The organism is Burkholderia metallica, assembly GCF_001718555.1.
Classification (GTDB): domain Bacteria; phylum Pseudomonadota; class Gammaproteobacteria; order Burkholderiales; family Burkholderiaceae; genus Burkholderia; species Burkholderia metallica.
In genome coordinates this window covers 2,145,535-2,168,247 of the sequence record NZ_CP013401.1, presented here as the reverse complement: position 1 = coordinate 2,168,247, position 22,713 = coordinate 2,145,535, and the positions used below count along the sequence as shown (strand labels likewise).

At 68.3% G+C, this 22,713-nt stretch carries 25 protein-coding genes; 16 read left to right on the top strand and 9 right to left on the bottom strand.

Features of this window, described 5'->3' with window-relative positions:
* Window positions 1-9: 9 nt before the first annotated feature.
* Complete coding sequence (locus WJ16_RS09730; protein WP_069256885.1) at window positions 10-450, top strand: GNAT family N-acetyltransferase; 441 nt, start codon at window positions 10-12, stop codon at window positions 448-450.
* Between the two features lie 20 nt (window positions 451-470).
* Here the strand turns inward: WJ16_RS09730 and WJ16_RS09725 are convergent, their stop codons facing one another.
* Together WJ16_RS09725 and ygfZ are read right to left on the bottom strand one after the other, a co-directional pair.
* Window positions 471-1,316 carry an NRDE family protein gene (locus WJ16_RS09725; RefSeq protein WP_069256884.1) on the bottom strand — a complete coding sequence of 282 codons (846 nt, stop codon included), beginning with the start codon at window positions 1,314-1,316 and terminating at the stop codon, window positions 471-473.
* 76 nt (window positions 1,317-1,392) lie between these two features.
* Complete coding sequence (gene ygfZ / locus WJ16_RS09720) at window positions 1,393-2,427, bottom strand: CAF17-like 4Fe-4S cluster assembly/insertion protein YgfZ (RefSeq protein ID WP_069256883.1); 1,035 nt, start codon at window positions 2,425-2,427, stop codon at window positions 1,393-1,395.
* 77 nt (window positions 2,428-2,504) lie between these two features.
* Here ygfZ and mltG point away from each other — a divergent pair, with 77 nt between their 5' ends.
* From mltG to WJ16_RS09675, 9 genes are all read left to right on the top strand, one after another.
* Window positions 2,505-3,524, top strand: coding sequence for an endolytic transglycosylase MltG (gene mltG / locus WJ16_RS09715; RefSeq protein WP_069256882.1), 1,020 nt, complete (start codon window positions 2,505-2,507; stop codon window positions 3,522-3,524).
* The gene (gene tmk / locus WJ16_RS09710; protein WP_039367036.1) at window positions 3,524-4,144 is read left to right on the top strand and encodes a dTMP kinase; all 621 of its coding nucleotides are present in this window, start codon (window positions 3,524-3,526) and stop codon (window positions 4,142-4,144) included. Before mltG ends, tmk begins: the two co-directional genes overlap by 1 nt.
* 19 nt (window positions 4,145-4,163) lie before the next feature.
* Window positions 4,164-5,192: a DNA polymerase III subunit delta' gene (locus tag WJ16_RS09705; RefSeq protein WP_069256881.1), complete on the top strand. Its 1,029-nt coding sequence runs from the start codon at window positions 4,164-4,166 to the stop codon at window positions 5,190-5,192.
* A 141-nt stretch (window positions 5,193-5,333) separates the two neighbouring features.
* Window positions 5,334-6,113 carry a TatD family hydrolase gene (locus WJ16_RS09700; protein WP_069256880.1) on the top strand — a complete coding sequence of 260 codons (780 nt, stop codon included), beginning with the start codon at window positions 5,334-5,336 and terminating at the stop codon, window positions 6,111-6,113.
* A gap of 43 nt (window positions 6,114-6,156) precedes the next feature.
* Complete coding sequence (locus tag WJ16_RS09695) at window positions 6,157-6,867, top strand: ankyrin repeat domain-containing protein (RefSeq protein WP_069256879.1); 711 nt, start codon at window positions 6,157-6,159, stop codon at window positions 6,865-6,867.
* Between the two features lie 118 nt (window positions 6,868-6,985).
* Entirely contained in the window at window positions 6,986-7,342 is a 357-nt protein-coding gene (locus tag WJ16_RS09690; protein WP_006485939.1) for a Rap1a/Tai family immunity protein, read from the top strand.
* Window positions 7,343-7,431: 89 nt separating this feature from the next.
* The gene (locus WJ16_RS09685) at window positions 7,432-8,604 is read left to right on the top strand and encodes a mechanosensitive ion channel family protein (protein ID WP_069256878.1); all 1,173 of its coding nucleotides are present in this window, start codon (window positions 7,432-7,434) and stop codon (window positions 8,602-8,604) included.
* Window positions 8,605-8,634: 30 nt separating this feature from the next.
* Window positions 8,635-9,810: an AAA family ATPase gene (locus tag WJ16_RS09680; protein WP_069256877.1), complete on the top strand. Its 1,176-nt coding sequence runs from the start codon at window positions 8,635-8,637 to the stop codon at window positions 9,808-9,810.
* Window positions 9,811-10,083: 273 nt separating this feature from the next.
* Window positions 10,084-11,148, top strand: a complete 1,065-nt coding sequence (locus WJ16_RS09675; RefSeq protein ID WP_069256876.1) for a glycosyltransferase family 4 protein — start codon at window positions 10,084-10,086, stop codon at window positions 11,146-11,148.
* Window positions 11,149-11,243: 95 nt separating this feature from the next.
* On the opposite strand, the gene WJ16_RS09670 is transcribed toward WJ16_RS09675, so the two are convergent.
* The 3 genes from WJ16_RS09670 to WJ16_RS09660 form a co-directional block, all read right to left on the bottom strand.
* Complete coding sequence (locus tag WJ16_RS09670; RefSeq protein WP_069256875.1) at window positions 11,244-11,831, bottom strand: BPSL1445 family SYLF domain-containing lipoprotein; 588 nt, start codon at window positions 11,829-11,831, stop codon at window positions 11,244-11,246.
* Between the two features lie 225 nt (window positions 11,832-12,056).
* A complete protein-coding gene (locus tag WJ16_RS09665) occupies window positions 12,057-12,506 on the bottom strand; it encodes a hypothetical protein (RefSeq protein WP_069256874.1) in 450 nt (149 codons plus the stop codon).
* A gap of 259 nt (window positions 12,507-12,765) precedes the next feature.
* Window positions 12,766-13,056, bottom strand: a complete 291-nt coding sequence (locus WJ16_RS09660; protein WP_069256873.1) for a PsiF family protein — start codon at window positions 13,054-13,056, stop codon at window positions 12,766-12,768.
* Between the two features lie 240 nt (window positions 13,057-13,296).
* Between WJ16_RS09660 and WJ16_RS09655 the strand changes: the two genes are divergently transcribed.
* Window positions 13,297-14,319, top strand: a complete 1,023-nt coding sequence (locus WJ16_RS09655) for an asparaginase (protein WP_069256872.1) — start codon at window positions 13,297-13,299, stop codon at window positions 14,317-14,319.
* A gap of 99 nt (window positions 14,320-14,418) precedes the next feature.
* On the opposite strand, the gene lysM is transcribed toward WJ16_RS09655, so the two are convergent.
* The 4 genes from lysM to gcl all read right to left on the bottom strand — a co-directional run bounded on the left by lysM (window position 14,419) and on the right by gcl (window position 18,935).
* On the bottom strand, window positions 14,419-14,889 hold the full coding sequence (gene lysM / locus WJ16_RS09650; protein WP_069256871.1) for a peptidoglycan-binding protein LysM: 471 nt from the start codon (window positions 14,887-14,889) through the stop codon (window positions 14,419-14,421).
* Window positions 14,890-15,374: 485 nt separating this feature from the next.
* Complete coding sequence (locus WJ16_RS09645) at window positions 15,375-16,265, bottom strand: 2-hydroxy-3-oxopropionate reductase (protein WP_069256870.1); 891 nt, start codon at window positions 16,263-16,265, stop codon at window positions 15,375-15,377.
* Between the two features lie 41 nt (window positions 16,266-16,306).
* On the bottom strand, window positions 16,307-17,116 hold the full coding sequence (gene hyi / locus WJ16_RS09640; protein WP_069256869.1) for a hydroxypyruvate isomerase: 810 nt from the start codon (window positions 17,114-17,116) through the stop codon (window positions 16,307-16,309).
* Between the two features lie 43 nt (window positions 17,117-17,159).
* On the bottom strand, window positions 17,160-18,935 hold the full coding sequence (gcl, locus tag WJ16_RS09635; protein WP_069256868.1) for a glyoxylate carboligase: 1,776 nt from the start codon (window positions 18,933-18,935) through the stop codon (window positions 17,160-17,162).
* 172 nt (window positions 18,936-19,107) lie between these two features.
* Here gcl and WJ16_RS09630 point away from each other — a divergent pair, with 172 nt between their 5' ends.
* The 5 genes from WJ16_RS09630 to priB all read left to right on the top strand — a co-directional run bounded on the left by WJ16_RS09630 (window position 19,108) and on the right by priB (window position 22,710).
* Complete coding sequence (locus WJ16_RS09630; protein WP_069256867.1) at window positions 19,108-20,019, top strand: LysR family transcriptional regulator; 912 nt, start codon at window positions 19,108-19,110, stop codon at window positions 20,017-20,019.
* Between the two features lie 176 nt (window positions 20,020-20,195).
* Entirely contained in the window at window positions 20,196-20,837 is a 642-nt protein-coding gene (locus tag WJ16_RS09625; RefSeq protein ID WP_069256866.1) for an RNA polymerase sigma factor, read from the top strand.
* Window positions 20,827-21,753, top strand: coding sequence for an anti-sigma factor family protein (locus WJ16_RS09620; protein WP_069256865.1), 927 nt, complete (start codon window positions 20,827-20,829; stop codon window positions 21,751-21,753). Before WJ16_RS09625 ends, WJ16_RS09620 begins: the two co-directional genes overlap by 11 nt.
* A gap of 242 nt (window positions 21,754-21,995) precedes the next feature.
* A complete protein-coding gene (rpsF, locus tag WJ16_RS09615; protein WP_006402295.1) occupies window positions 21,996-22,370 on the top strand; it encodes a 30S ribosomal protein S6 in 375 nt (124 codons plus the stop codon).
* 40 nt (window positions 22,371-22,410) lie between these two features.
* Window positions 22,411-22,710, top strand: a complete 300-nt coding sequence (gene priB / locus WJ16_RS09610) for a primosomal replication protein N (protein WP_006486250.1) — start codon at window positions 22,411-22,413, stop codon at window positions 22,708-22,710.
* The last annotated feature ends 3 nt before the right edge of the window (window positions 22,711-22,713 follow it).

The window sequence follows — 22,713 nt, the reverse complement described above, 5'->3', positions numbered from 1 at the left end:
GGAGTTGCGATGACGAACGGCCTAGTGGAAACGGGCGACTGGACGGTACTGGGCGGCGACGCCGCGCGGATTCGCGACGCGGTGTTCGTGCGCGAGCAGCAGATTCCGCCGGAGTGGGAACTCGACGACGACGATCCGCTGTCGCTGCACGCGGTGGCGTACCGGATCGATGCGTCGACCGGCGCGCGTCGCGCGGTCGCGACGGGGCGCCTGCTGCCGTCGGGCACGATCGGTCGCGTGGCCGTGCTGGCCGACGCACGCGGGCAGGGGGTCGGTTCGGCCGTGCTGAACGCGCTGCTGGATGCGGCGCGGCGCCGCGGCGAAATCGTCGTGCGGCTCTACGCGCAGGATTCGGCTGTGTCGTTCTATCTGCGGCACGGCTTCGCGGCGGTCGGAGAACCGTTCGTCGAAGCCGGCGTACCGCACGTCGAGATGGCGCGCGCGCCGTAGCGCGGCGCACGCTCGCCGGCTCAGCGCGGCGGCGTCGCGTCGAGGTCGAACGTGAACGCGCGCTCGAACGTGCCCGGGCGGACGGTGCGGTGCGAGCCGTCGTCGTCGCAGCGCTCCTTGATTTCCACCGTGAGCCGCACGCCTTCCTTCATCGTGACCCGCAGCGCGGTCGTGCCGCGTGTGCCGTATTCGGGCGTTTCGATGAACGCGGCCGACAGCGCACGCTCGCGCTCGATCGGAATGCCGGTGTGCGGCAGCGCATCGTCGTCCGCGACATGCGGGTCGCGCATCAGCGCGATCAGCTCGTCGAGCGATGGGGTCGGATTGTCGGTGAGCAGCGTGCCGAGTTCGGCGCGCTTGCGTACCACTTTCGGCCAGGGCGTATCGAGCCGCGCATTCGACAGCGCATGCACGCCGGGCGCGATCGCGACGGGCGCCGCGACACTGCTTTCGCCTTCGGGCGCACGGTTGCAGAACCACGCGAGCTCACGCCGCCGCCAGTCGCCGACGAGCAGGTTGAAGCCGTTGTAGACGGCCGCATGCTCGGCGAGCTGCCCGAGATAGTCGAGCGGCGCGACTGACGGGCCGCCGAGGAAATCGGACACGAGCTTGCCGCGGGTCGGCGCGCCCGCGCGGATGTCGAACGGCGCGCGGTAGTTCGTCAGCGCGGCGAAACGGCCGTCGCGCGATACGCCGAGCCACGTGCCGCCCGCTTCGAGATCGCGGCCGGCCAGCACGCCCGGTACATCCTCCCACCACGAGAGCGGCGCGCTCGTTCTGCGAAAGAACTCGTCGCGGTTGGCGGTGAGGGTAAAGACGGGACCGGCGGCGGTATCGGGCTGCCAGTCGAAGGCGATCAGACACATCGGGCGAATCTCTCGCAGGAAACATCGGGCGCCGGCTGCGACTTGCGAGCCGGCGCGCGAATGGGTTGTCGGTGCGTCAAACTTCCGTCGGCCATGCGTACGGCAGCGTATCGAACGCGAGCGCCGGGCCGTCGGCCGAGCCGAGGTGCACGGTGCCGCTGTCGAGCGCGGCGAGCTTGATCTCGACGAGCGCGTCGACACCGCCCGCGGGCGCGGCCGCCGCGTTGACGACCATCCCGCACGGCTGGCCGGGGTCGTCGCTGTGGAACAGCTCGACGCCGGCATGCACGGTATCGGTGTCGCCGGCAACGTGCGCGAGCGCGGTGCGGCGCTTGATCGTGCCGCGATACTGGCTGCGCGCGACGACTTCCTGGCCCGGGTAGCAGCCCTTGCGAAAGTTGACGGCGCCGATCACGTCGAAGTTGATCATCTGCGGCACGAACTGTTCGACGGCCGGCTGCGTGATGCGCGGCTCGCCCGCGCGGATGTCGAGCCAGTCCCATACCGCCGGCGACACGATCGGCAACGTATTGCCGAGCGCGGCGACGCGCGCGTCGACTTCCGCGCGCGGGCCGATGCACAGATAGCGCTTGCGGCCGGCCGCATCGGGCACGCGGATCAGCGTGCCGGCCGGGCCGTCGACCTTCACGTGCACGCCGTCCGGCAGCGCATCGAAGATGCCCGACAGCGCGTCGCGCACGTCGCCCGCGAAACCGACCACCGCGAGCGTGTCGCTCGCATCCGTCAGCTTCGCTTTTGCGCGCAGCACGAACATCGACAGCCGCTTCTGCACGGCCGGCTGCACGTCCTTCGACACCAGCAGGCGCACGCCGTGGCCCGCGCGCCACGTGAGGAACGACCCGAGGAGGCGGCCCTTCGGCGAGCAATAGCCGGACAGCCGCGCGCTCGCGGCGTCGAGATGCTCGATGTCGTTGGTGAGCTGGCTGTGCAGGAACGTCGCGGCGTCGTCGCCGGCCACGTCGATCACGCCGAACTGCGGCAGCGGCATGCAGGCGGCCGGCGCGTCGAAATCGGCGGCGGACGGGCGGGGGAAAACGGGGAGCGAGGCAGATGCGGCCTGGGCAGCCGGTGAAGCGAACGGTGTGCTCATGGAATGAGGGAACAGTCAACCCTGACTTTGACGGAGGCGAGCAAGTATTATATGGGTCTTACCTGAGTCACGTTTCCATGTCCCTACTGAAGAAATGCGCCGCGACGATCGTGGCGCTGGCCGTCGTTGTGGCCGCTGCCGGCGCGGGCGGCGGATATTACTGGGCGACCCGGCCGCTGCTGCTGGGTTCGGCATCGCTCGACGTCACGATCAAGCCGCGCAGCAGCGTGAAGAGCGTCGCGCTGCAGTTGAAGCGCGGCGGCGTGCCGGTCGCGCCGCTCGGCTTCGTCGCGATGACGCGCGTGCTCGGGCTGTCGAGCCGGCTCAAGTCCGGCAACTACGAATTCAAGACCGGCATTACGCCTTACGAGGTGCTGCAGAAGATCGCGCGCGGCGACGTGAACGAATACGTCGCGACGGTCATCGAAGGCTGGACCTTCAAGCGGATGCGCGCGGAACTCGACGCGAACCCCGATCTCGCGCATTCGACGGCCGGCATGAGCGACGCCGAGCTGCTACGCGCGATCGGCGCGCCGGACAGCGCGGTGCAGCGCGGTAGCGGCGAGGGGCTGTTCTTCCCCGATACCTATCTGTTCGACAAGGGCACGAGCGACCTGAACATCTACCGGCGCGCATACCATCTGATGCAGACGCGGCTCGACGAGGCATGGGCCGCACGCGTGCCGGGCCTGCCGTACAAGACACCTTACGAAGCGCTGACGATCGCATCGATCGTCGAAAAGGAAACGGGCCACGCGGCCGATCGCGCGTTCGTCGCGGCCGTGTTCGCGAACCGGCTGCGCATCGGCATGCCGCTGCAGACCGATCCGTCGGTGATCTACGGGCTCGGCGACGCGTACGACGGCCGCCTGCGCAAGCGCGACCTGCAGGCCGACACTCCCTACAATACCTACACCCGACGCGGGCTGCCGCCGACGCCGATCGCGCTGCCGGGCGTGGCCGCGCTGCAGGCGGCGATCAACCCGGCACCGACGAGCGCGCTCTATTTCGTCGCGAAAGGCGATGGCACGAGCGTGTTCTCGGACACGCTCGGCGACCACAACAAGGCCGTGGACAAGTACATACGAGGTCAATAATGGCGAGCGGTAAATTCATCACGTTCGAAGGCATCGACGGGGCGGGCAAGACCACCCACCTGCAATGGTTCTGCGAACGTCTCCAGGGCAAGCTGGCCGCGGCCGGCCGGCAGGTCGTCGTGACCCGCGAGCCGGGCGGCACGCAGCTCGGCGAGAAACTGCGCGAAATCCTGCTGAACCAGCCGATGGATCTCGAGACGGAAGCGCTGCTGATGTTCGCCGCGCGTCGCGAGCATCTGGCGCTCGTGATCGAGCCGGCGCTCGCGCGCGGCGACTGGGTCGTGTCCGACCGCTTCACCGACGCGACGTTCGCCTATCAGGGCGGCGGCCGCGGGCTGCCGCGCGACAAGCTCGAGACGCTCGAGCGCTGGGTGCAGGGCGGCTTCCAGCCCGATCTCACGGTGCTGTTCGACGTCGCGCCGCAAGTCGCGAGCGAGCGTCGCGGCGCCGCGCGCATGCCCGACAAGTTCGAAAGCGAGTCCGATGCGTTCTTCTCGCGCACGCGCAGCGAATACCTGCGGCGGGCGGAAGAGGCGCCGCACCGCTTCGCGATCGTCGACGCGACGCAGACGATTCCCGAGATCCGCCAGCAGCTCGAACGCGTGCTCGCCGCGCTGTAATTCGCAAGGAGCGCACCCCATGATCTATCCGTGGCAGACCGACGACTGGAACCGCCTGCAGCAACTGCGCGCGCAATGGCCGCATGCGCTGCTGCTGCACGGCCAGGCCGGGATCGGCAAGCTGCAGTTCGCGCAGCATCTCGCGCAGGGCTTCCTGTGCGAATCGCCGCAGCCGAACGGCGAGCCGTGCGGCACCTGCGCGGCCTGCACGTGGTTCTCGCAAGGCAACCATCCGGACTACCGGATCGTGCTGCCCGAGGCGCTGGCCGGCGAGGCGCCGGGCGCCGTGGACGACGCGAAAGCGGCCGACGCGGACGAAGGCGGCAAGAAGACGCGTGCGCCGAGCAAGGAAATCAAGATCGAGCAGGTGCGCGCGCTGCTCGACTTCTGCGGGGTCGGTTCGCACCGCGGCGGCGCGCGCGTCGTCGTGCTGTATCCGGCCGAGGCACTGAACGTGGCCGCGTCGAACGCGCTGCTGAAGACGCTGGAGGAGCCGCCGTCCGGCGTCGTGTTCCTGCTCGTGTCGGCGCGCATCGACCGCCTGTTGCCGACGATCATCAGCCGCTGCCGGCAGTGGCCGATGACGGTGCCGGCGCCCGACGCGGCGGCGGCCTGGCTCGCCGCGCAGGGCGTCGACCATGCGCCAGCGCTGCTCGCCGAGGCCGGCGGCGCGCCGCTCGCCGCGCTGGCGCTCGCAAGCGACGAGAACCGCCCGCTGCGCGATTACACGCTCGGGCAGCTCGCGGCCGGTGCCGCATGCGACGCGTTCGCGTGCGGCGAGACGCTGCAGAAGCTGCCGGTGCCGCTGGTGCTCGGCTGGCTGCAGCGCTGGCTGTACGATCTGCTCGCGCAACGGATGGCGGGCGCACCGCGCTACTTCCCGACGCACGCGGCGGCGCTTGCGCGCTGCGCGGAAGCGGTCGATGCGAATGCGTTCGCACGCTTCATGAAGGCCGTGACGCGGCAGCGGACGGTCGAGAACCATCCGCTCAACGCACGGCTCGTATTCGAGGAATTGTTTCTCGGATATCGGGAAATGTTCGTTTGATTCGGCATTGCTTCTCATGGGTTTTGAAACGGTGAACGGATCGCGCCGCGACGCTGCCCGGGCCGGCCGGCCCGCGAACGCCGCCCGTTGCCGCCTGCCGGCGAGCGCCTGAGCGCCCGCCTAACGTATTCAGGAAACACGATGTTCGTCGACTCTCACTGCCACATCAATTTCAAGGGCCTGGCCGACCGCCTGCCGGCCGTTCTCGAGAACATGCGCGAGCACGACGTCACGCATGCGCTGTGCGTGTCCGTCGATTTCGAGACGCTGCCGGAGGTGCTGGCGATCGCGGACGCGCACGAGAACGTCTACGCGTCGGTCGGCGTGCATCCCGACCACGAGGACGCGCGCGAGCCGACGCTCGCGGAACTCGTCGAACTGGCCGCGCACCCGAAGGTCGTCGCGATCGGCGAAACGGGCCTCGACTACTACCGCCTCGAAGGCCGCTCGATCGCCGACATGGAATGGCAGCGCGAGCGCTTTCGCACGCACATCCGCGCGGCGACCGCGACGATGAAGCCGCTGATCATCCATACGCGCGCGTCGTCGGAAGACACGCTGCGGATCATGGCCGAGGAGCGCGCGGACGTGCCGGGCGGCGTGATGCACTGCTTCACCGAGCCGTGGCCGGTGGCCGAGCAGGCGCTCGCGCAGAACTTCCACATCTCGCTGTCGGGCATCGTCACGTTCAAGAACGCGACCGACGTGCAGGACGTCGCGCGGCGCGTGCCGCTCGACCGGCTGCTGATCGAGACAGACTCGCCGTACCTCGCACCTGTGCCGTATCGCGGCAAGCCGAATGAACCTGCGTACGTCAGCCATGTCGGACGCTTTATCGCATCCGAACGCGGGATGGCCGTCGAGGCGCTCGCCGATGCGACGACGCAGAACTTTTTCCGGCTGTTCAAGATCGCCCGCTAACGACGGGCGCACAGCCGACAACCCAGGGAAGGAGCCCACAACAATGACGAAGCCGATCAACCATCTGCCCAAACGCGCACTCGTTGCCGCCGCATTCGTCGCGAGCGGCCTGTTCGCGGCAGCCGGCGCGCATGCCGAATCGCTCGACGCGATCGTCAAGGCCGTCAAATTCGACGACATCGCCGACATCGGCAAGCAGCTCAAGAGCGGCAAGCTCGACCCGAACACGATCGCGCCGAACGGCGACCCGCTGCTCGTGATCGCCGCGCGCGAGAAGTCCGACAAGGTCGCGGCGGCGCTCGCGACGACCCCGAACGTCGATCTCGAGAAGGAAGACAAGGCCGGCGAGAACGCGCTGATGCTCGCGTCGCTGAACGGCGACCTCGGCCTCGCCAAGCTGCTGATCGACAAGGGCGCGGAAGTCAGCAAGAAAGGCTGGGCGCCGCTGCACTACGCGGCCACCAACGGCCAGGACGCGGTCGTGAAGCTGCTGCTCGACCACGACGCGTACATCGACACCGCGTCGCCGAACGGCACGACGCCGCTGATGATGGCCGCGCGCGGCAACCACGCATCGACGGTCACGTTGCTGCTCGACCAGGGCGCCGATCCGCAGGTGAAGAACCAGCTCGGCATCACCGCGCTCGAATTCGCGAAGCACTACAACGCGCCGGACGCGATCGAGATCCTGAGCAAGCGGACGACGCGCATCGGTGCATCGACGCCGGCGGATGCGCAAAAGAGTGCAAAATGACGGTTTTCGGTGCGGCAGACGGTGCCCGCCCGGCCGGATTCCGGCCGGAGCAGGGCGCCCGGCGCCGTGCCGGCCAAGGCAGCAGGCGGCCTCGGGCCGCATTGACATAAGGAACACCATGTTGCGCGCAATGTTTTGTGCCGCGGCGTTTGCCGTGCCGTTGTCGGCGGCGGCTTTCACGGGCGCGGATCTCGACCGGCTGTGCGCGAAGACGGACGTCAAGTCGCGGGCGTCGTGCGCGGCCTACATCGAAGGCGCCGCCGACGGCGTCTACAACACGATCGACGCGATCGGCGGCACTACCGGGCCGCGGGTCGGCCAGTATTTCTGCCTGCCGCCCGACATCCGGGCGCAGCAGATGACCGACGCGGTGCGCAAGTACATCGCGGAAAATCCGAAGCTGGCCGACTACAACGCGAGCACCGCGGTGTCGCTCGGTCTCGGCAAGGCGTTTCCGTGCAGGAGCGGCAACTGATCTGATGCCGTGTCCGGGCCCGTACGCGGCCCGGGCTTCGCCGACGCATCCAGGACGAGGCGTGCGCGCCTCATCACCCAAGGGCGCCGATGATTTCAATCGAGGCAATTCAGCGCATCAGCGATGCGCCGCTGCATTCATGGCTCGGCACGCTGGCCGTGTCGGTCATCGTCGTACTGGTCGTCGCGATCGTGCACCGTCTCGGCGCACGCATCGTCAAGCGCATCGCGCAGCCGTATCCGTTGATGAGCGCGATCCTGCGCTACATCGACAGGCCGTCCCTCGTCGTGCTCGCGCTGCTGGCGCTCGAATTCGTGTGGGTCCAGGCGGACGACGGCATGTCGTTCGTGCGCGGCATGCGCACGGCCGCGGCGGTCGGCTCGATCGTGTCGCTCACGTGGCTGCTGGTGCGGCTCGCGGCCGGCGTCGGCGATGCCATCATCCAGGCCCATCCGATCGATACGGCCGACAACCTCCATGCGCGGCGCATCCATACGCAGGCCAAGGTGCTCGTGCGGACGGTGATGGTGCTGATCGTGATCATCGGCACCGGCGCCGCGCTGATGACGTTCCCGAACGTGCGCCAGGTCGGCGCGAGCCTGCTGGCGTCGGCCGGCGTCGCGGGGCTGGTCGCCGGTATCGCCGCGCGGCCGGTGCTCGGCAACCTGATCGCCGGGCTGCAGATCGCGCTCACGCAGCCGATCCGGCTCGACGACGTGGTCGTGATCCAGGGCGAGTGGGGGCGCATCGAGGAAATCACCGGCTCGTTCGTGTCGGTGCGGCTGTGGGACCAGCGGCGCCTCGTCGTGCCGCTGCAGTGGATCATCGAGAACCCGTTCACGAACTGGACGCGCAGCAGCGCGGAAATCATCGGCACGGTCTACCTGTCGGTCGACTACCGCACGCCGCTCGCGCCGCTGCGCGAGGAGCTCGCGCGGCTCGTCCATGCGGCGCCCGAGTGGGACGGCCGCGTGCAGGTGCTGCAGGTGACCGATGCGACCGAGCGCACGATGCAGTTGCGCGCGCTCGTCAGCGCGGCCGATTCGTCGTCGTGCTGGGACCTGCGTTGCCGCGTGCGGGAAGGGCTGATCGCGTACCTGCAGGACCGCTATCCGCAATGTCTGCCGCGCAGCCGGATGGAGCTGTATCCGCACGAATCGGCGCCGGACGCGCCGAAGCCCGAGCGGCCGCACGCGCGGCAGCCTGCCGCCAGCACGGCGGCCAACACCGCGGCCGACCCGCAGTCCGCCGAAGGCCGCTGAACGCGGCCCGCATGCCCGCCCACGCTCATCATGACCGCGCTGAAAACGCTTGCCATCGCCAATTACCGCTCGCTGCGCGAGCTGATCGTGCCGCTCGCGGCGCTCAACGTCGTCACGGGGCCGAACGGCAGCGGCAAGTCGAGCGTGTACCGCGCGCTGCGGCTGCTCGCCGATACCGCGCAGGGGCGCGTGATCCCGTCGCTTGCCCGCGAAGGCGGTTTGCCGTCGACGCTGTGGGCCGGCCCCGAGCGCTTCTCGCGGGCGATGCTCGACGGCGACATGCCGGTGACGGGCACGGTGCGCAAGGGGCCCGTGAGCCTGAAGCTCGGTTTCGCGTGCGACGATTTCGGTTATGCGATCGATCTCGGCATGCCGATCCCGAGCCGCTCGGAGTTCTCGCTCGATCCGGTCGTCAAGCGCGAATGCATCTGGGGCGGCGCGCTGCTGCGCCCGTCGACGCTGCTGGTCGACCGGCAGGGTGCGCAGATCCGCGCGCGCACCGCGTCGGGCGACTGGCGGACGATCCCGCAGCCGGTGGCCAGCTTCGACAGCATGATGACCGAGTTCGCCGATCCGACCGGTGCGCCCGAGATGATCGCGGTGCGCGAGCGGATCCGCTCGTGGCGCTTCTACGACCACTTCCGGACCGATGCGCAGGCGCCGGCGCGGCAGTCGCACATCGGCACCCATACGCCGGTGCTCGCGGACGACGGCGCCGACCTCGCCGCCGCGCTGCAGACGATCCGCGAAATCGGCGACGGCGCGGCCCTCGATGCGGCGATCGACGACGCGTTTCCCGGCGCGTCGGTCGAGATCGACAATCCGGGCGGCCGCGGCCGCTTCGACGTGCTGATGCGCCAGCCGGGGCTGCTGCGGCCGCTCGCGGCGGCCGAGCTGTCCGACGGGACGCTGCGCTACCTGCTGCTCGCGGCCGCGCTGCTGACGCCGCGCCCGCCCGCGCTGATGGTGCTCAACGAACCGGAAACGAGTCTGCACCCCGATCTGCTGCCGGCGCTGGGCCGCCTGATCGCGCAGGCGGCCCAGCGCTCGCAGGTGCTCGTCGTGTCGCATGCGGCGCGGCTCATCGCGACGCTCGAGCGCGAGGCCGGCTGCGAATCGCTGGTGCTCGACAAGCAGCTCGGCGCGACAGCGCTCGTCGATGCCGATATGCGCGACCTGCCGCCATGGAAGTGGCCGTCGCGCTGACGGGGCAGGTAGGGCGGTGTGGCGGGCGGGACGGCGTGCGTGCGCGCGCGCTCGTCGCGTCGGGGCCGGATCGATCCGGCAGGCGGAATGTATCGTGTCTGTAACAACACCCATAAAATGCAAGGCCGGCGGTTCCAGGCCGCCGGATCGCGAATAATAATCAGATATTCGGCCGGCGCGATGCCGGCCGACGCTGCATGGGGCGAGCGGGGCGCGAGCGCGCGCCGGCGCGCCTGCCGTGCCGCAACGGACAGGACACAGGAGACGTGGACCATGAGAATTGCCCAGATCGCCCCGCTGACCGAATCCGTGCCGCCGAAGCTGTACGGCGGCACGGAGCGCGTCGTGTCCTACATCACCGAGGCGCTCGTCGAGCTCGGTCACGACGTGACGCTGTTCGCGAGCGGCGATTCGACGACGCGGGCGAAGCTCGAGCCCGTCTGGCCGCGCGCGCTGCGGCTCGATTCGTCGATTCGCGACCGGGTCGCGCCGCACATGCTGCTGATGGAGACCGTCGCGCGCCGCGCGAAGGACTTCGACGTGCTCCATTTCCACATGGACTACTACTCGTTCTCGATCTTCAACCGGCAGGAAACGCCTTACGTGACGACGCTGCACGGCCGGCTCGACCTGCCCGAGCAGCAGCCGGTGTTCGATACGTTCAACACGGCGCCGGTGATCTCGATTTCGAACTCGCAGCGCCAGCCGCTGCCGCAGGCGAAGTGGCTGACGACCGTCTACCACGGGCTGCCCGATACGATGTACCTGCCGCAGCCGGTCGAGCCGCGCTATCTCGCGTTCCTCGGCCGCATTTCGCCGGAAAAGCGCGTCGACACGGCGATCCGCATTGCCCGCCAGTGCGGGCTGCCGATCAAGATCGCCGCGAAGATCGACGCGGCCGACCAGGAATACTTCGAGCGCGAGATCAAGCCGCTCTTCGCGTTGCCGCACGTCGAATTCATCGGCGAGATCGCGGATCACCAGAAGGCCGAATTCCTGTCGGGCGCGCATGCGCTGCTGTTTCCGATCGACTGGCCGGAGCCGTTCGGACTGGTGATGATCGAGGCGATGTCGTGCGGCACGCCGGTGATCGCGTTCAATCGCGGTGCCGTGCCCGAAGTGGTGGACGAGGGTGTGTCGGGTTTCATCGTCGAGGACGAAATCAGCGCGGTGGCCGCCGTGAACCGGCTGCACCTGCTGCCGCGTGCGCGCGTACGGCAGCGCTTCGAGGCGCGCTTCACGTCGCGCCGGATGGCGCAGCAATACGTCGACGTGTATCAGTCGGTGATCCGCGCGCAGAAGCGTTCGCGCTTCAAGGTGATCGACTCGACGACCTGACTTGATCCGACCGGCCCGGCGCGGCGCGCGTACGGATAAAAAAACGGCGATGCCCGCGAAGGCATCGCCGTTTGCGCATGGGTGGTGCGCGAGCGTCAGATCTTCAGCTTCGAGACCTTCGTGCCGTTGATCGACACGTCGCCCATCAGGCCCGCGTTCGTCAGCACGACGACCTGGACCGGTGCGGTGGCCGTGGTCGTGTCGACCGCGCCGTTCGCGCCCATCTTCACGAGCGCGACCGACGCGCCGGCGCCGGCTGCCCAGCCGTCCGAGCCGCGGAATTCGTCGAGCGCTTGCTGCGTCATGAACAGGAACACGATCGCCTTCGACTGGGCGCCGGCTTGCAGGCCGACCGACAGCGACGACGTGTTGTAGTAGCCGACCGTGCTGCCGCCGACGCGCAGTGCGCCGTTGCCGGACTGGCCGCCGACGATGAAGCCGGCCTGGATCACGTCCGGAAAGACGAGCACGCCGCGCGACTTCGCGACGAGTTCGCGCGAACCCTTGACCGTGGAGTACATGCGCGACAGCGTGGCGTCGACGCTCGAGTCGATTGCCTGGCGCTTCGACGCGTTGGTGGCGGCGTTGTCCGGCTTGTCCGGGGTGGTGGTACAACCGGTGAGCGCGAGGCTACCGACGATGAGCGCAGCGGCGGCTTTCAGCACAAGATTCCGTTTTTGCATCGTTCTTCTCCATCGGATGACGTTCGGAGTGAGTCTCGCTCAGGGAGCGGATCACGTCGGCAGTTATATCACAGCGGATTACAGCCTCTTTTCGTTGGGACGTGAAAAAGCGTCAAATCGCGCGGGGATGTCGCGGCGCGCCAACGGACGAACCGGCGCGCGCCGACGCGGGTCGGCGGGCGGGCAATACGACGGTCGAACGGAGGGCGGCGCCTGCCGCGCGCCTCAGTGCGTGACGGGCGGAACGGGCGGCTTGATCGGCGGGCGGCGCAGCGCGCGGCGGATCAGCGCGATCACGACGCCGCAGGCGAACAGGAACGCGGCCGGCACGACCCAGTAGCCGACGAATGCGTGCCACAGGTAGCCCGCGAGCGTGTTGCGGCGCACCACGTATTCGTCGCGGGCGGCCTGCTGGCGCGGCGCATTGGCGGCGAGCACGTCGGCCGGGCAGCCGGCCGTCCGCGCCTCGTCAGGGTCGCCATGACACTTCGCGGCGGCGCCGGCTGCCCGCTGCGCGTCGGTGAGCTGCCAGCTGGTCAGCGCGAGTTGCAGGTCCGCCTTGTTGTAGGCCATTTCCTCGCGGATCTCGCGCACGGCGACGATCGCGACGGGCACGGCCCAGAACACGATCACGATCAGCCAGCGGCGGAACCAGCGGTGTTGTCTCCATGCCATCCAGGCCTCCGTTTGACGCGCATGCGCGTCCGTCTCGAGGGCGGCCCGATGGCGCTTCTTGTACTTGGATGGGCCGCGTTGCAGCCATCATAGAAGAAAACGCGGCGAATTGCCGCACCATGTGGCGGCGCCGGGACGGCGGCCGGGAAAGCGGGGGCGAAAGCGACGGGGGCAGTGCGCGTCGATGCGCGTGCAACGAAAACAAAAATGCCGCGCCCGCCGAAGCGGTGCGCGGCATTCGATACGGGAGCGCCGGAACTCAGGCGGCCGGCTGGTTGCTCAGGCAGCTCTTCATGAACGCCTTGCGGTCGTCGCCTTTCTTGCCGGTGGCCTGCGTGTTGCACGCCTTCATCTTTTCCTGTTGCGACATTGCCTTCGCGGGCTTCGCCGACAGGCAGTCCTTCATGAACGCCTTGCGTTCGTCGCCCGTCTTGCCGGCTGCCTGGGTGTTGCAGGCCTTCATCTTGTCCTGCTGGCTGTTCGCCGCGAACGCGGGGGAAGCCAGCATGCCGCCGAGAAGCACTGCGGCTACGAGCGATTGGATTTTCATTTCGACACTCCCATGGGTGAATTGCGTGTTATCGACGCCGTCACGAAGCACCGCGCGATGAGGATAGGGCCGCATCGCGCCGCGCGCTCCGATTATGGCAAATCAATGTGAAAACACCAAAACGGCACTTCCTATAACGTTGCGGGCACGATGGCCGTTGACGGCGCGCCCGACCGCGCGATCGGGACAAACCATGATGCGCGGCGGCCGGCTGCGGCCGCAAGCCTTTACAATCGCGCCATGAATACTTCGAATCCCGCATCTCCTTCGTCCGCGGCGGCCCTGCCGCGCATCGCCGTGCTCGCCACCGGCGGCACGATCGCCGGCGCCGCGCCCGACGCGGCCAGCACGGCCGGCTACCAGGCCGGCGCGCTCGGCGTCAGTTTCCTGGTCGACGCGGTGCCGGCGCTCGCGTCGGTCGCGCGCGTCGACGCCGAGCAGATCGCCAGCATCGACAGCAAGGATCTCGCGCTGCCGCTGTGGAACACGCTCGCCGCGCGGATTGACGCGCTGATGGCCGATCCGGCGATCGACGGCATCGTGATCACCCACGGCACCGACACGCTCGAGGAAACCGCGTATGCGCTGCAACTGGTCGTGAAGGGCGACAAGCCGGTCGTGCTGACGGCCGCGATGCGCCCGGCGACCGCGCTGTCGTCCGACGGTCCGCTGAACCTGCTGAACGCGGTGACGGTGGCCGCGCATCCGTCCGCGCGCGGGCAGGGCGTGCTGGTCGCGTTCAACAACCGGATCCACGGCGCACGCGACGTCGTGAAGACGAGCACCTATGCGGTCGACGCGTTCCAGTCGCCGGAACTCGGCGCGCTCGGCTGGGTGCAGGACGGCCGGGTCGAATTCGCGCGCCGCGTCACGCGCTCGCGCGACATGCAGTTGACGATCGCCGCGACGTGGCCGCCCGTCGAAGTCGTCGCCAGCTATGCGGGCGTGACGCGCACGGCCGTCGACGCGCTGGTCGCGGCCGGCGTACGCGGCCTCGTCGTCGCGGGCACGGGCAACGGCTCGATCCATGCGACGCTGCAGGCGGCGCTCGCCGATGCGGTGAACGCGGGCGTGGCGGTGGTGCGCGCGTCGCGCGTCGGGTCGGGGCACGTGATGCGCAACGGCGCCGCGAGCGACGATGCGCTTGGCTTCGTGAGCGCGGGTTCGCTGAACCCGTTCAAGGCGCGCGTGCTGCTGATGCTCGCGCTCGCGAACGGCATCCAGGGTCGCGACGCACTGCAGCGCGCGTTCGATACGGTGTGACCGGATGACCGACCCGCGCGGCTCGGGCCGCGCACGTCACGCAGCATGAAAAAAAGCAGGCCAATGGCCTGCTTTTTCGTTTCGGTCCGGCGGGAATGCTCAGGACTGCGGCGGAATCACGAGCTTCTGGCCCGGGTAGATCTTGTCCGGGCTCGACAGCATCGGCTTGTTCGCCTCGAAGATCACCGGGTACTTGTTCGCGTCGCCGTACACTTCCTTGGCGATCGCCGACAGCGTGTCGCCCGGCTTGACGTCGTGGTACTGCACTTCCGGATCGTCCGGCTGCAGGTCGTCGTCGTTGACGCCCGCGACGCCCTGTACGTTGCCGGCCGCGACCTTGACCTTCGCCTTCGTGTCGAGGTCGGCCACGCTGCCCGACAGCGTCACGGTGCGCGATGCGCCGTCGAACGCAACGGTCAGGTTCGACGTATCGAGACCCTGCGTGTTGATGTAGTTCTTGATCGCATCGGCCGCGGTCTGGTTTGCGGCATTCGGATCTTCCGCTGCTTGCGCATCGGCATGACCCAGCAGTTTTTCACCCGCCTCTTTGATAAACGAAAGAAGACCCATCGTTGCACTCCTCAGGTGGTTGAAAAGAAAAAACGCGCCGTGAAGTGGCGAAAAAAACACCGCGCTGGGCGCGGTCACCGGAGTGAACGCTAGCGCGGCGGTTTTCTCGAAAGGCGTGGCGAAAGTGTAGGCGTTCATGACGACGATTGCATGAAAAATCGTACGCCCGAACGTAAAGAAATGTAATACGCGAAATCCGACAGGCGGACACCCGACGACGACGTCTGACCGACCAAGGCTTCCCCGGCGTCGCCGGGTGCCGCTGCGGACCCCACCACGCCGCTCTCAGCCCAGAGCGGCGTTTTTCGCCCCGTCGCGCACGCGGTTAGCGATGCGCGGCGGGGCGCCCCACCGTGATGCGCGCGTGCTGCGCGCATCGGCGCGACCGGCCGGGCCGGTCGCGTGTGTCATTCGCGTGTCCGTCATCGCGACGGAGCGCGCGTTGCTGCATCTGCGGAAAGCCGGCCGCGCGACGCGGCCCGCGCTCAGCCCGCGGTCTTCTCGATCTCGAAGTTCGACATGATCTCGAGCGCGCGCACGAGGGCCGAGTGATCCCACGCCTTGCCGCCGTGCGACGCGCATACGCTGAACAGCTGCTGCGCGCTGGCCGTGTGCGGCAGTGCGAGGCCGAGCTTGCGGGCGCCGTCGAGCGCGAGGTTCAGGTCCTTCTGGTGCAGCTCGATGCGGAAGCCCGGATCGAACGTTCGCCGGGTCATCCGCGCGCCGTGCACTTCGAGGATGCGCGATGCGGCGAAGCCGCCCATCAGCGCCTGGCGCACGCGTTCCGGATCGGCGCCCGAACGCGCGGCGAACAGCAGCGCTTCGCCCACCGCTTCGATGTTCAGCGCGACGATGATCTGGTTCGCGACCTTGCAGGTCTGGCCCGCGCCGTTGTCGCCGACGAGCGTGATGTTCTTGCCCATCTTCTCGAACAGCGGCTTCGCGCGTTCGAACGCCTGCTCCGGGCCGCCGACCATGATCGTCAGCGTCGCTTCGCGTGCGCCGACTTCGCCGCCGGACACCGGCGCGTCGAGGTAGTCGCAGCCGAGCGCGTTGATCTGCTTCGCGAATTCCTGCGTGTCGAGCGGCGAGATCGAGCTCATGTCGATCACGAGCTTGCCGGCCGAGAGGCCCTTCGCGACGCCGTCGTCGGCGAACAGCACGTTACGCACGTCCGGCGTATCCGGCACCATCGAGATGATGATGTCCGCGTTACGTGCGACTTCGGTCGAGTTCGCGACGACCTTCGCGCTCGCGCGCAGATCGTCCGGGACCGGGAACGCGCCGTTCACGACGAGCTGGTGGTCGCCCTTGAGCAGGTTGCGCGCCATGTGCGCGCCCATGATGCCGAGGCCGATGAAACCGATGGTTGCCATGTGAAAGTCTCCTATAGGGCTGAAAACGGGAAGGGCGGTGCTCAGGCGGCGCGGCGCGCCGAACCGGCTGCGCAGCCGGCGACGCGTTGCAGCCAGCCGAGGCCTTCCGTCGTGGTGGTACGGGGCTTGTATTCGCAGCCGACGTAGCCCGCATAGCCGAGCCGGTCGAGCAGGGCGAACAGGAACGCGTAGTTGATCTCGCCCGTGCCGGGCTCGTTGCGGCCCGGGTTGTCCGCGAGCTGGACGTGGCCGATCGATGCGAGGTTGCGCTCGATCGTCGCGGCCAGTTCGCCTTCCATGCGCTGCATGTGATAGATGTCGTACTGCAGGAACAGGTTGTCCGAGCCGACCGCGCGGATCACGTCGAGCCCCTCGGACGAGCGGTTCAGCGCGAAGCCCGGAATGTCGAAGCTGTTGCACGGCTCGACGAGCAGGCGGATGCCTTCGCGCTTGAGCGCGTCGGCGGCGAAGCGCAGGTTGTCGACGATCGTCACGAACGTCGTGTCGCGCGCGGTGCTCGCCGACGGAATGCCGACGAGGCAGTTCAACTGCGGCACCTTCAGCGCCTTCGCGTACTCGATCGCACGGCCGACACCTTCCTGGAATTCGCCGACGCGATCGGGCAGGCACGCGATGCCGCGCTCGCCCTGATCCCAGTTGCCGGCAGGCAGGTTGTGCAGCACGAGGCGCAGGCGGTGCGTCTCGAGCCGTTCGGCGAGTTCCTCTTTCGCGTACGGATACGGGAACAGGAACTCGACGGCGTCGAAGCCCGCGTCGGCGGCCGCCTTGAAGCGGTCGAGGAACGGCACTTCGTTGAACAGCATGGTCAGGTTTGCAGCAAACTTCGGCATGAGCTAAGCCTCTTCGGTCGGTCAGTCAAAAATGTCGTGCGGGTCAGTCGAGCATCGAGATCGCGGTCGGCGCGTGCTCGGCCTTCTCGGCGAGATCCTCGAATTCGTTGATCGCGTCGATTTCGGTGCCCATCGAGATGTTCGTCACGCGCTCGAGGATCACTTCGACGACCACCGGCACGCTGAACTCCGCCGCGATCGACTGCGCCTGGCGCAGCGCCGGCTCGATCTCTTCCGGCTTGAACACGCGCAGCGCCTTGCAGCCGAGGCCTTCCGCAACCGCCACGTGGTCGACGCCATAGCCGTTCAGTTCCGGCGCGTTCACGTTGTCGAACGCGAGCTGCACGCAGTAGTCCATGTCGAACGTGCGCTGCGCCTGGCGAATCAGCCCGAGGTACGAGTTGTTCACGACGACGTGCACGTACGGCAGCTTGAATTGCGCGCCGGCCGCCAGCTCCTCGATCATGAACTGGAAGTCGTAGTCGCCGGACAGCGCGACGATCGGGCGGCTCGGGTCGGCGGCACGCACGCCGAGCGCGGCGGGAATCGTCCAGCCGAGCGGGCCGGCCTGGCCGCAGTTGATCCAGTTGCGCGCCTTGAACACGTGCAGGAACTGCGCGGCGGCGATCTGCGACAGGCCGATCGTGCTGACGTAGCACGTATCGCGTCCGAACACCTTGTTCATCTCTTCGTACACGCGCTGCGGCTTGACCGGCACGTTGTCGAAGTGCGTCTTGCGCTGCAGCGTGCGCTTGCGTTCCTGGCATTCCGACACCCAGGCGCTGCGGTCCTTCAGCTTGCCGGCGGCCTTCCATTCCCGTGCGACCGCGACGAACAGCTCGAGTGCCGCCTTCGCGTCGGACACGATGCCGAGATCCGGGCCGAACACGCGGCCGATCTGCGTCGGCTCGATGTCGACGTGCACGAACTTGCGGCCCTTCGTGTAGACCTCGACGCTGCCCGTGTGGCGGTTCGCCCAGCGGTTGCCGATGCCGAGCACGAAGTCCGACGCGAGCATCGTGGCGTTGCCGTAGCGGTGCGACGTCTGCAGGCCGACCATCCCGGCCATCAGCGGATGGTCGTCCGGAATCGCGCCCCACGACATCAGCGTCGGGATAACCGGCACGCCGATCGTTTCGGCGAACTGCACGAGCAGGTCTTCGGCTGCCGCGTTGAGCACGCCGCCGCCCGATACGATCAGCGGCTTGTCCGCGTCGTTGAGCATCGCGAGCGCCTTCTCGATCTGCGCGCGGGTGGCCGCGGGCTTGTAGACCGGCAGCGGTTCGTACGTGTCGATGTCGAATTCGATTTCGGCGAGCTGCACGTCGATCGGCAGGTCGACCAGCACCGGGCCCGGGCGGCCCGAGCGCATCAGGTGGAATGCCTGCTGGAACACGCGCGGCACGAGCGCCGGCTCGCGCACGGTGACGGCCCACTTCGTGACGGGCTTCGCGATCGACTCGATGTCGACGGCCTGAAAATCTTCCTTGTACAAGCGTGCGCGCGGCGCCTGGCCCGTGATCGCGAGGATCGGAATCGAGTCGGCGGACGCGGAGTAGAGGCCGGTGATCATGTCGGTGCCGGCGGGGCCCGACGTGCCGATGCACACGCCGATGTTGCCCGGCGCCGCACGCGTGAAGCCTTCCGCCATGTGCGATGCGCCTTCCACGTGGCGCGCCAGCACGTGGCTGATGCCGCCCGACTTGCGCATGGCCGAGTAGAACGGGTTGATCGCTGCACCCGGCACGCCGAACGCGGTCTGGATGCCTTCCTTCTCGAGCACGAGCACTGCCGCGTCGACGGCTCTCATCTTGGCCATGAATGTCTCCTTGAATGTGGCGGATCTTGCGAATGGGTCTGTTGGGGACACTTTAGGGATGCAGGAAAGGTTTGATAAGATCCGCTGAAGTCGCTTTTTTCGAAACTAAAAGTATGGAATGACGGCCAGGCGGGGCTTTCCGCCGGTGCCGGCACAGAGACGGAGACGGGAGATGGATCGCTTCAAGCAGATCGAGACGTTCGTGCGGGTGGCCGATGCCGGCAGCCTCGCGGCGGCGGCGCTCGAGGAAGGCGTGTCGCCGGTGGTGCTCGGGCGGCGCATCGACGCGCTCGAAAAGCGTCTCGGCGTGAAGCTGATGTACCGCTCGACGCGGCGGCTGGTGGTCAGCGAGGAGGGCGCCGCGTTCCTCGAGCGCTGCCGCGGGCTGCTCACCGAATGGGACCAGGCCGAGAACGAACTGGCCGCCGGGCGGCGCGCGGTCAGCGGCCACCTGATCGTGTCGGCGCCGGCCGCGTTCGGACGCAAGCACGTCGCGCCGCACGCGCCGGGCTTTCTGGCCGACAAGCCGGAGATGCAGCTGTCGTTCAACCTGACCGACCGCGTCGTCGATCTCGTGCGCGAGGGCTACGACCTGTCGATCCGGATCGGCGGCGCCGTCGATCCGAACTTCGTCGCGGTGAAGCTCGCGTCGAACCGGCGCGTCGTGTGCGGCACGCCCGACTATTTCCGCCGGCACGGCCGTCCGAAGTCGCTCGACGACCTGCTCAAGCACAACTGTCTCGCGTTCAACCTGCAGGGCGGGCAGAACCGCGGCTGGTATTTCCAGCGCCACGGCAAGATCGCGACGATGCGCGTGACCGGCAATCTCGACTGCAACGACGGCGAACTGCTGCACCGCTGGGTGGCCGAGGGCCTCGGGCTCGGCTGGCGCTCGACGTGGGAAATCGCCGCGCAGCTCGAGACGGGCGAGCTCGAAACCGTGCTCGACGAATATGCGCTGCCCGACTACGACATCCTCGCCGTCTACCCGCAGCAGCGCTACGTGCCGGCGCGCGTGCGCTACTTCATCGACTACCTGCGTGCCGCTTACGCGCGCCCCGGCTACTGGAACACCACGCCGTAACCGGCGCGGCCGGGCCGGCCACGGCGGCGCAGGCCATTTTTTTACGCGTCGGGCGCGCGGCGCGGGAATAAACTCGACGCAACGACGGTAAGGTCATCGAGTGCGCGCGTTGCCGGTCTGCCCGGGCACCGGGCGCGGAACGGGCGCGGCTTCGGCCGCCGGAACCAGGAGGCGATGTGGGGCAAGCCGGACAGGCGGTCGATGAGCGGTCGGCGGACGACGCGCTCGCGCGCGGCGAGCGGTTTCGCGCGCTGGTACTGCCGCATCTCGACGCCGCGTACAACCTCGCGCGCTGGCTGAGCGGCAACGCCGGCGATGCGGACGACGTCGTCCAGGACGCATGCATGCGCGCGCTGCGCTTCGTCGACTCGTGTCGCGGCGACAACGCGCGGCCGTGGCTGCTGACGATCGTGCGCCACACCTGGTACACGGAGTGGCGTCGCCGCACGCATGCACACGAGGTCGCGCTGCCCGACACGCTCGACGACACCGACGTGCCCGGCGACTGGCAGCCGGCGACCGAGGATCCGCTCGCGCACCTGCTGCGCGGCGAGAACGTGCGGCTTGTGAACGCGGCGCTCGCGAAGCTGCCGCCCGAATACCGCGAGGTGCTCGTGCTGCGCGAGATGGAAGACCTGAGTTATCGCGAGATCGCGGCGATCGCGGACGTGCCGGTCGGCACGGTGATGTCGCGGCTCTCGCGCGGCCGGCGCAGGCTCGCCGCGCTGCTCGGCGACATGCCGGCAGCGGCGGCCGAAGGCAGGCCGGGCCGTACGCCGGCCGGCGGAACCGCATCGGAGGCTATCGATGGACTGTAACGAAGCGCGCGCGTTGCTGGACGCGGACGTCGACCGCGAGCTGTCGGCGCCCGATGCGTTGCGGGTCCAGCAGCATGTCGAAGGGTGTGAAGCGTGCCGCCGCGAACGCGCGCGGATCGTCACGCTGACGCAGGCCGTGCGGCAGGCCGACTACCACCGTGCGCCGGATGCGCTGCGGGCCGGCATTCTCGCGAGCCTGCCGACAGCGGCCCCCGCCGCGGCCGATGCGCCCGCGCGCGAGCAGGCGCGAGCGGCGCCGCGGCCCGAGCGCGAGCCCGAGCGCGAGCCCGAGTCTAGGCCACAGTCGCGCCCGCGCGGCCGCCGCTGGTTCTCGTGGCTGACGGACCCCGGCGGCGCGGCGCGCCCGGCGTCTGCAGGCACGGGGCCGCGCGTCGCCGCCTTGCCCGGGCTGGGCTGGGGTGTCGCGCTGCTGGTGGCGCTGGCCGCGGCGGGCACCATGACGTGGTCGGCACGCCACGCCGACACCGACCGCACGGTCGACGAACTCGTGTCGAGCCACGTGCGGGCCGACCTGTCGGCGCGCGACATCGACGTGATCTCGACCGACCGGCATACGGTCAAGCCGTGGTTCAACGGCCGGCTCGACTATGCGCCGCCGGTCGAGGATCTTGCGGCGGACGGCTTCGCGCTGGTCGGCGGCCGGCTCGACTACGTCGGGCGCCGCCGCGTCGCGGTGCTCGTCTACCGTTACCGGCAGCACGTGATCGACGTCTACGTACGGCCGGCCGGGGAGGGGCCGGGGTCGCCGTACGCGACGGTGTCGCAGGGCTATGCGCTCGACCGCTGGAACGCGGCCGGGATGACGTGGTGGGCCGTGACCGACGCCGAGCCGTCGGCGCTCGCGGCGTTCCGGACCGCGCTCGATGCGCGGCTCGGCGGCACGCGCAGCGAGTGACGGCGCGGCGGTGTGCGGCCGCCGCGCCGCATACGTCTGTTCCGACCCTGCCCACGGAAAAGGCGGAAGGACGGCCCGTTGGCCGGCGTTTGGCCCGTCAAGTCGTTGAAAACATGGCCGAATCCGCACGCGAATCGCCGATTGACCTTGCGGGCGCTCTTTATCCGGGTTAGAATCTTCGGCTTCTCACTTGCCACACCGGTACAGACGCCCGGGTGGCTTTAATCCACAAGGAGTGTGTAATGCGTCATTACGAAATCGTATTCATCGTGCACCCCGATCAGAGCGAGCAAGTGCCCGCGATGATCGAGCGTTACAAGACCACGATCACGTCGCACGGCGGTCAGATCCACCGTGTCGAGGACTGGGGCCGTCGCCAGCTGGCCTACATGATCGAGAAACTCGCGAAGGCTCACTACGTCTGCATGAACATCGAGTGCGACCAGACGACGCTCGACGAACTCGAACACGCGTTCAAGTTCAACGACGCCGTGCTGCGCCACCTCATCGTCAAGATGAAGAAGGCCGAAACCGGCCCGTCGCCGATGATGAAGGAAGTTCAGCGCGAAGAAGCCAAGAAGGCGGCTGCAGCTCAGCCGACCGAAGCGCAGGCTTAAGTTCGTCATTCATTAAGCCATCAAGGAGCGCGTCACCCACGTGAACAGGTTGCAATTGACGGCGAGCGTCGTCGAACGCGCCCCGGTGCGATATACGCCGGCGGGTGTTCCGATCGCAAGCGCCACGTTGCACCACCGCACGGAAGTCGTCGAAGCAGGCATTCCCCGCCAGGTCGAAATGACGATCGAGGCGGTGGCGGCCGGTGAGGCGAGCGGCAAGCTGGAAAGTCGTGAAATGGGCGTCGAAACGCTGTTCACGGGCTTCCTGGCCAAGAAAAGCCGCAACGCGAGAACCTTGGTGTTTCACATCACAGCATTGCAGGACATTGGAAAGGACTGAAAT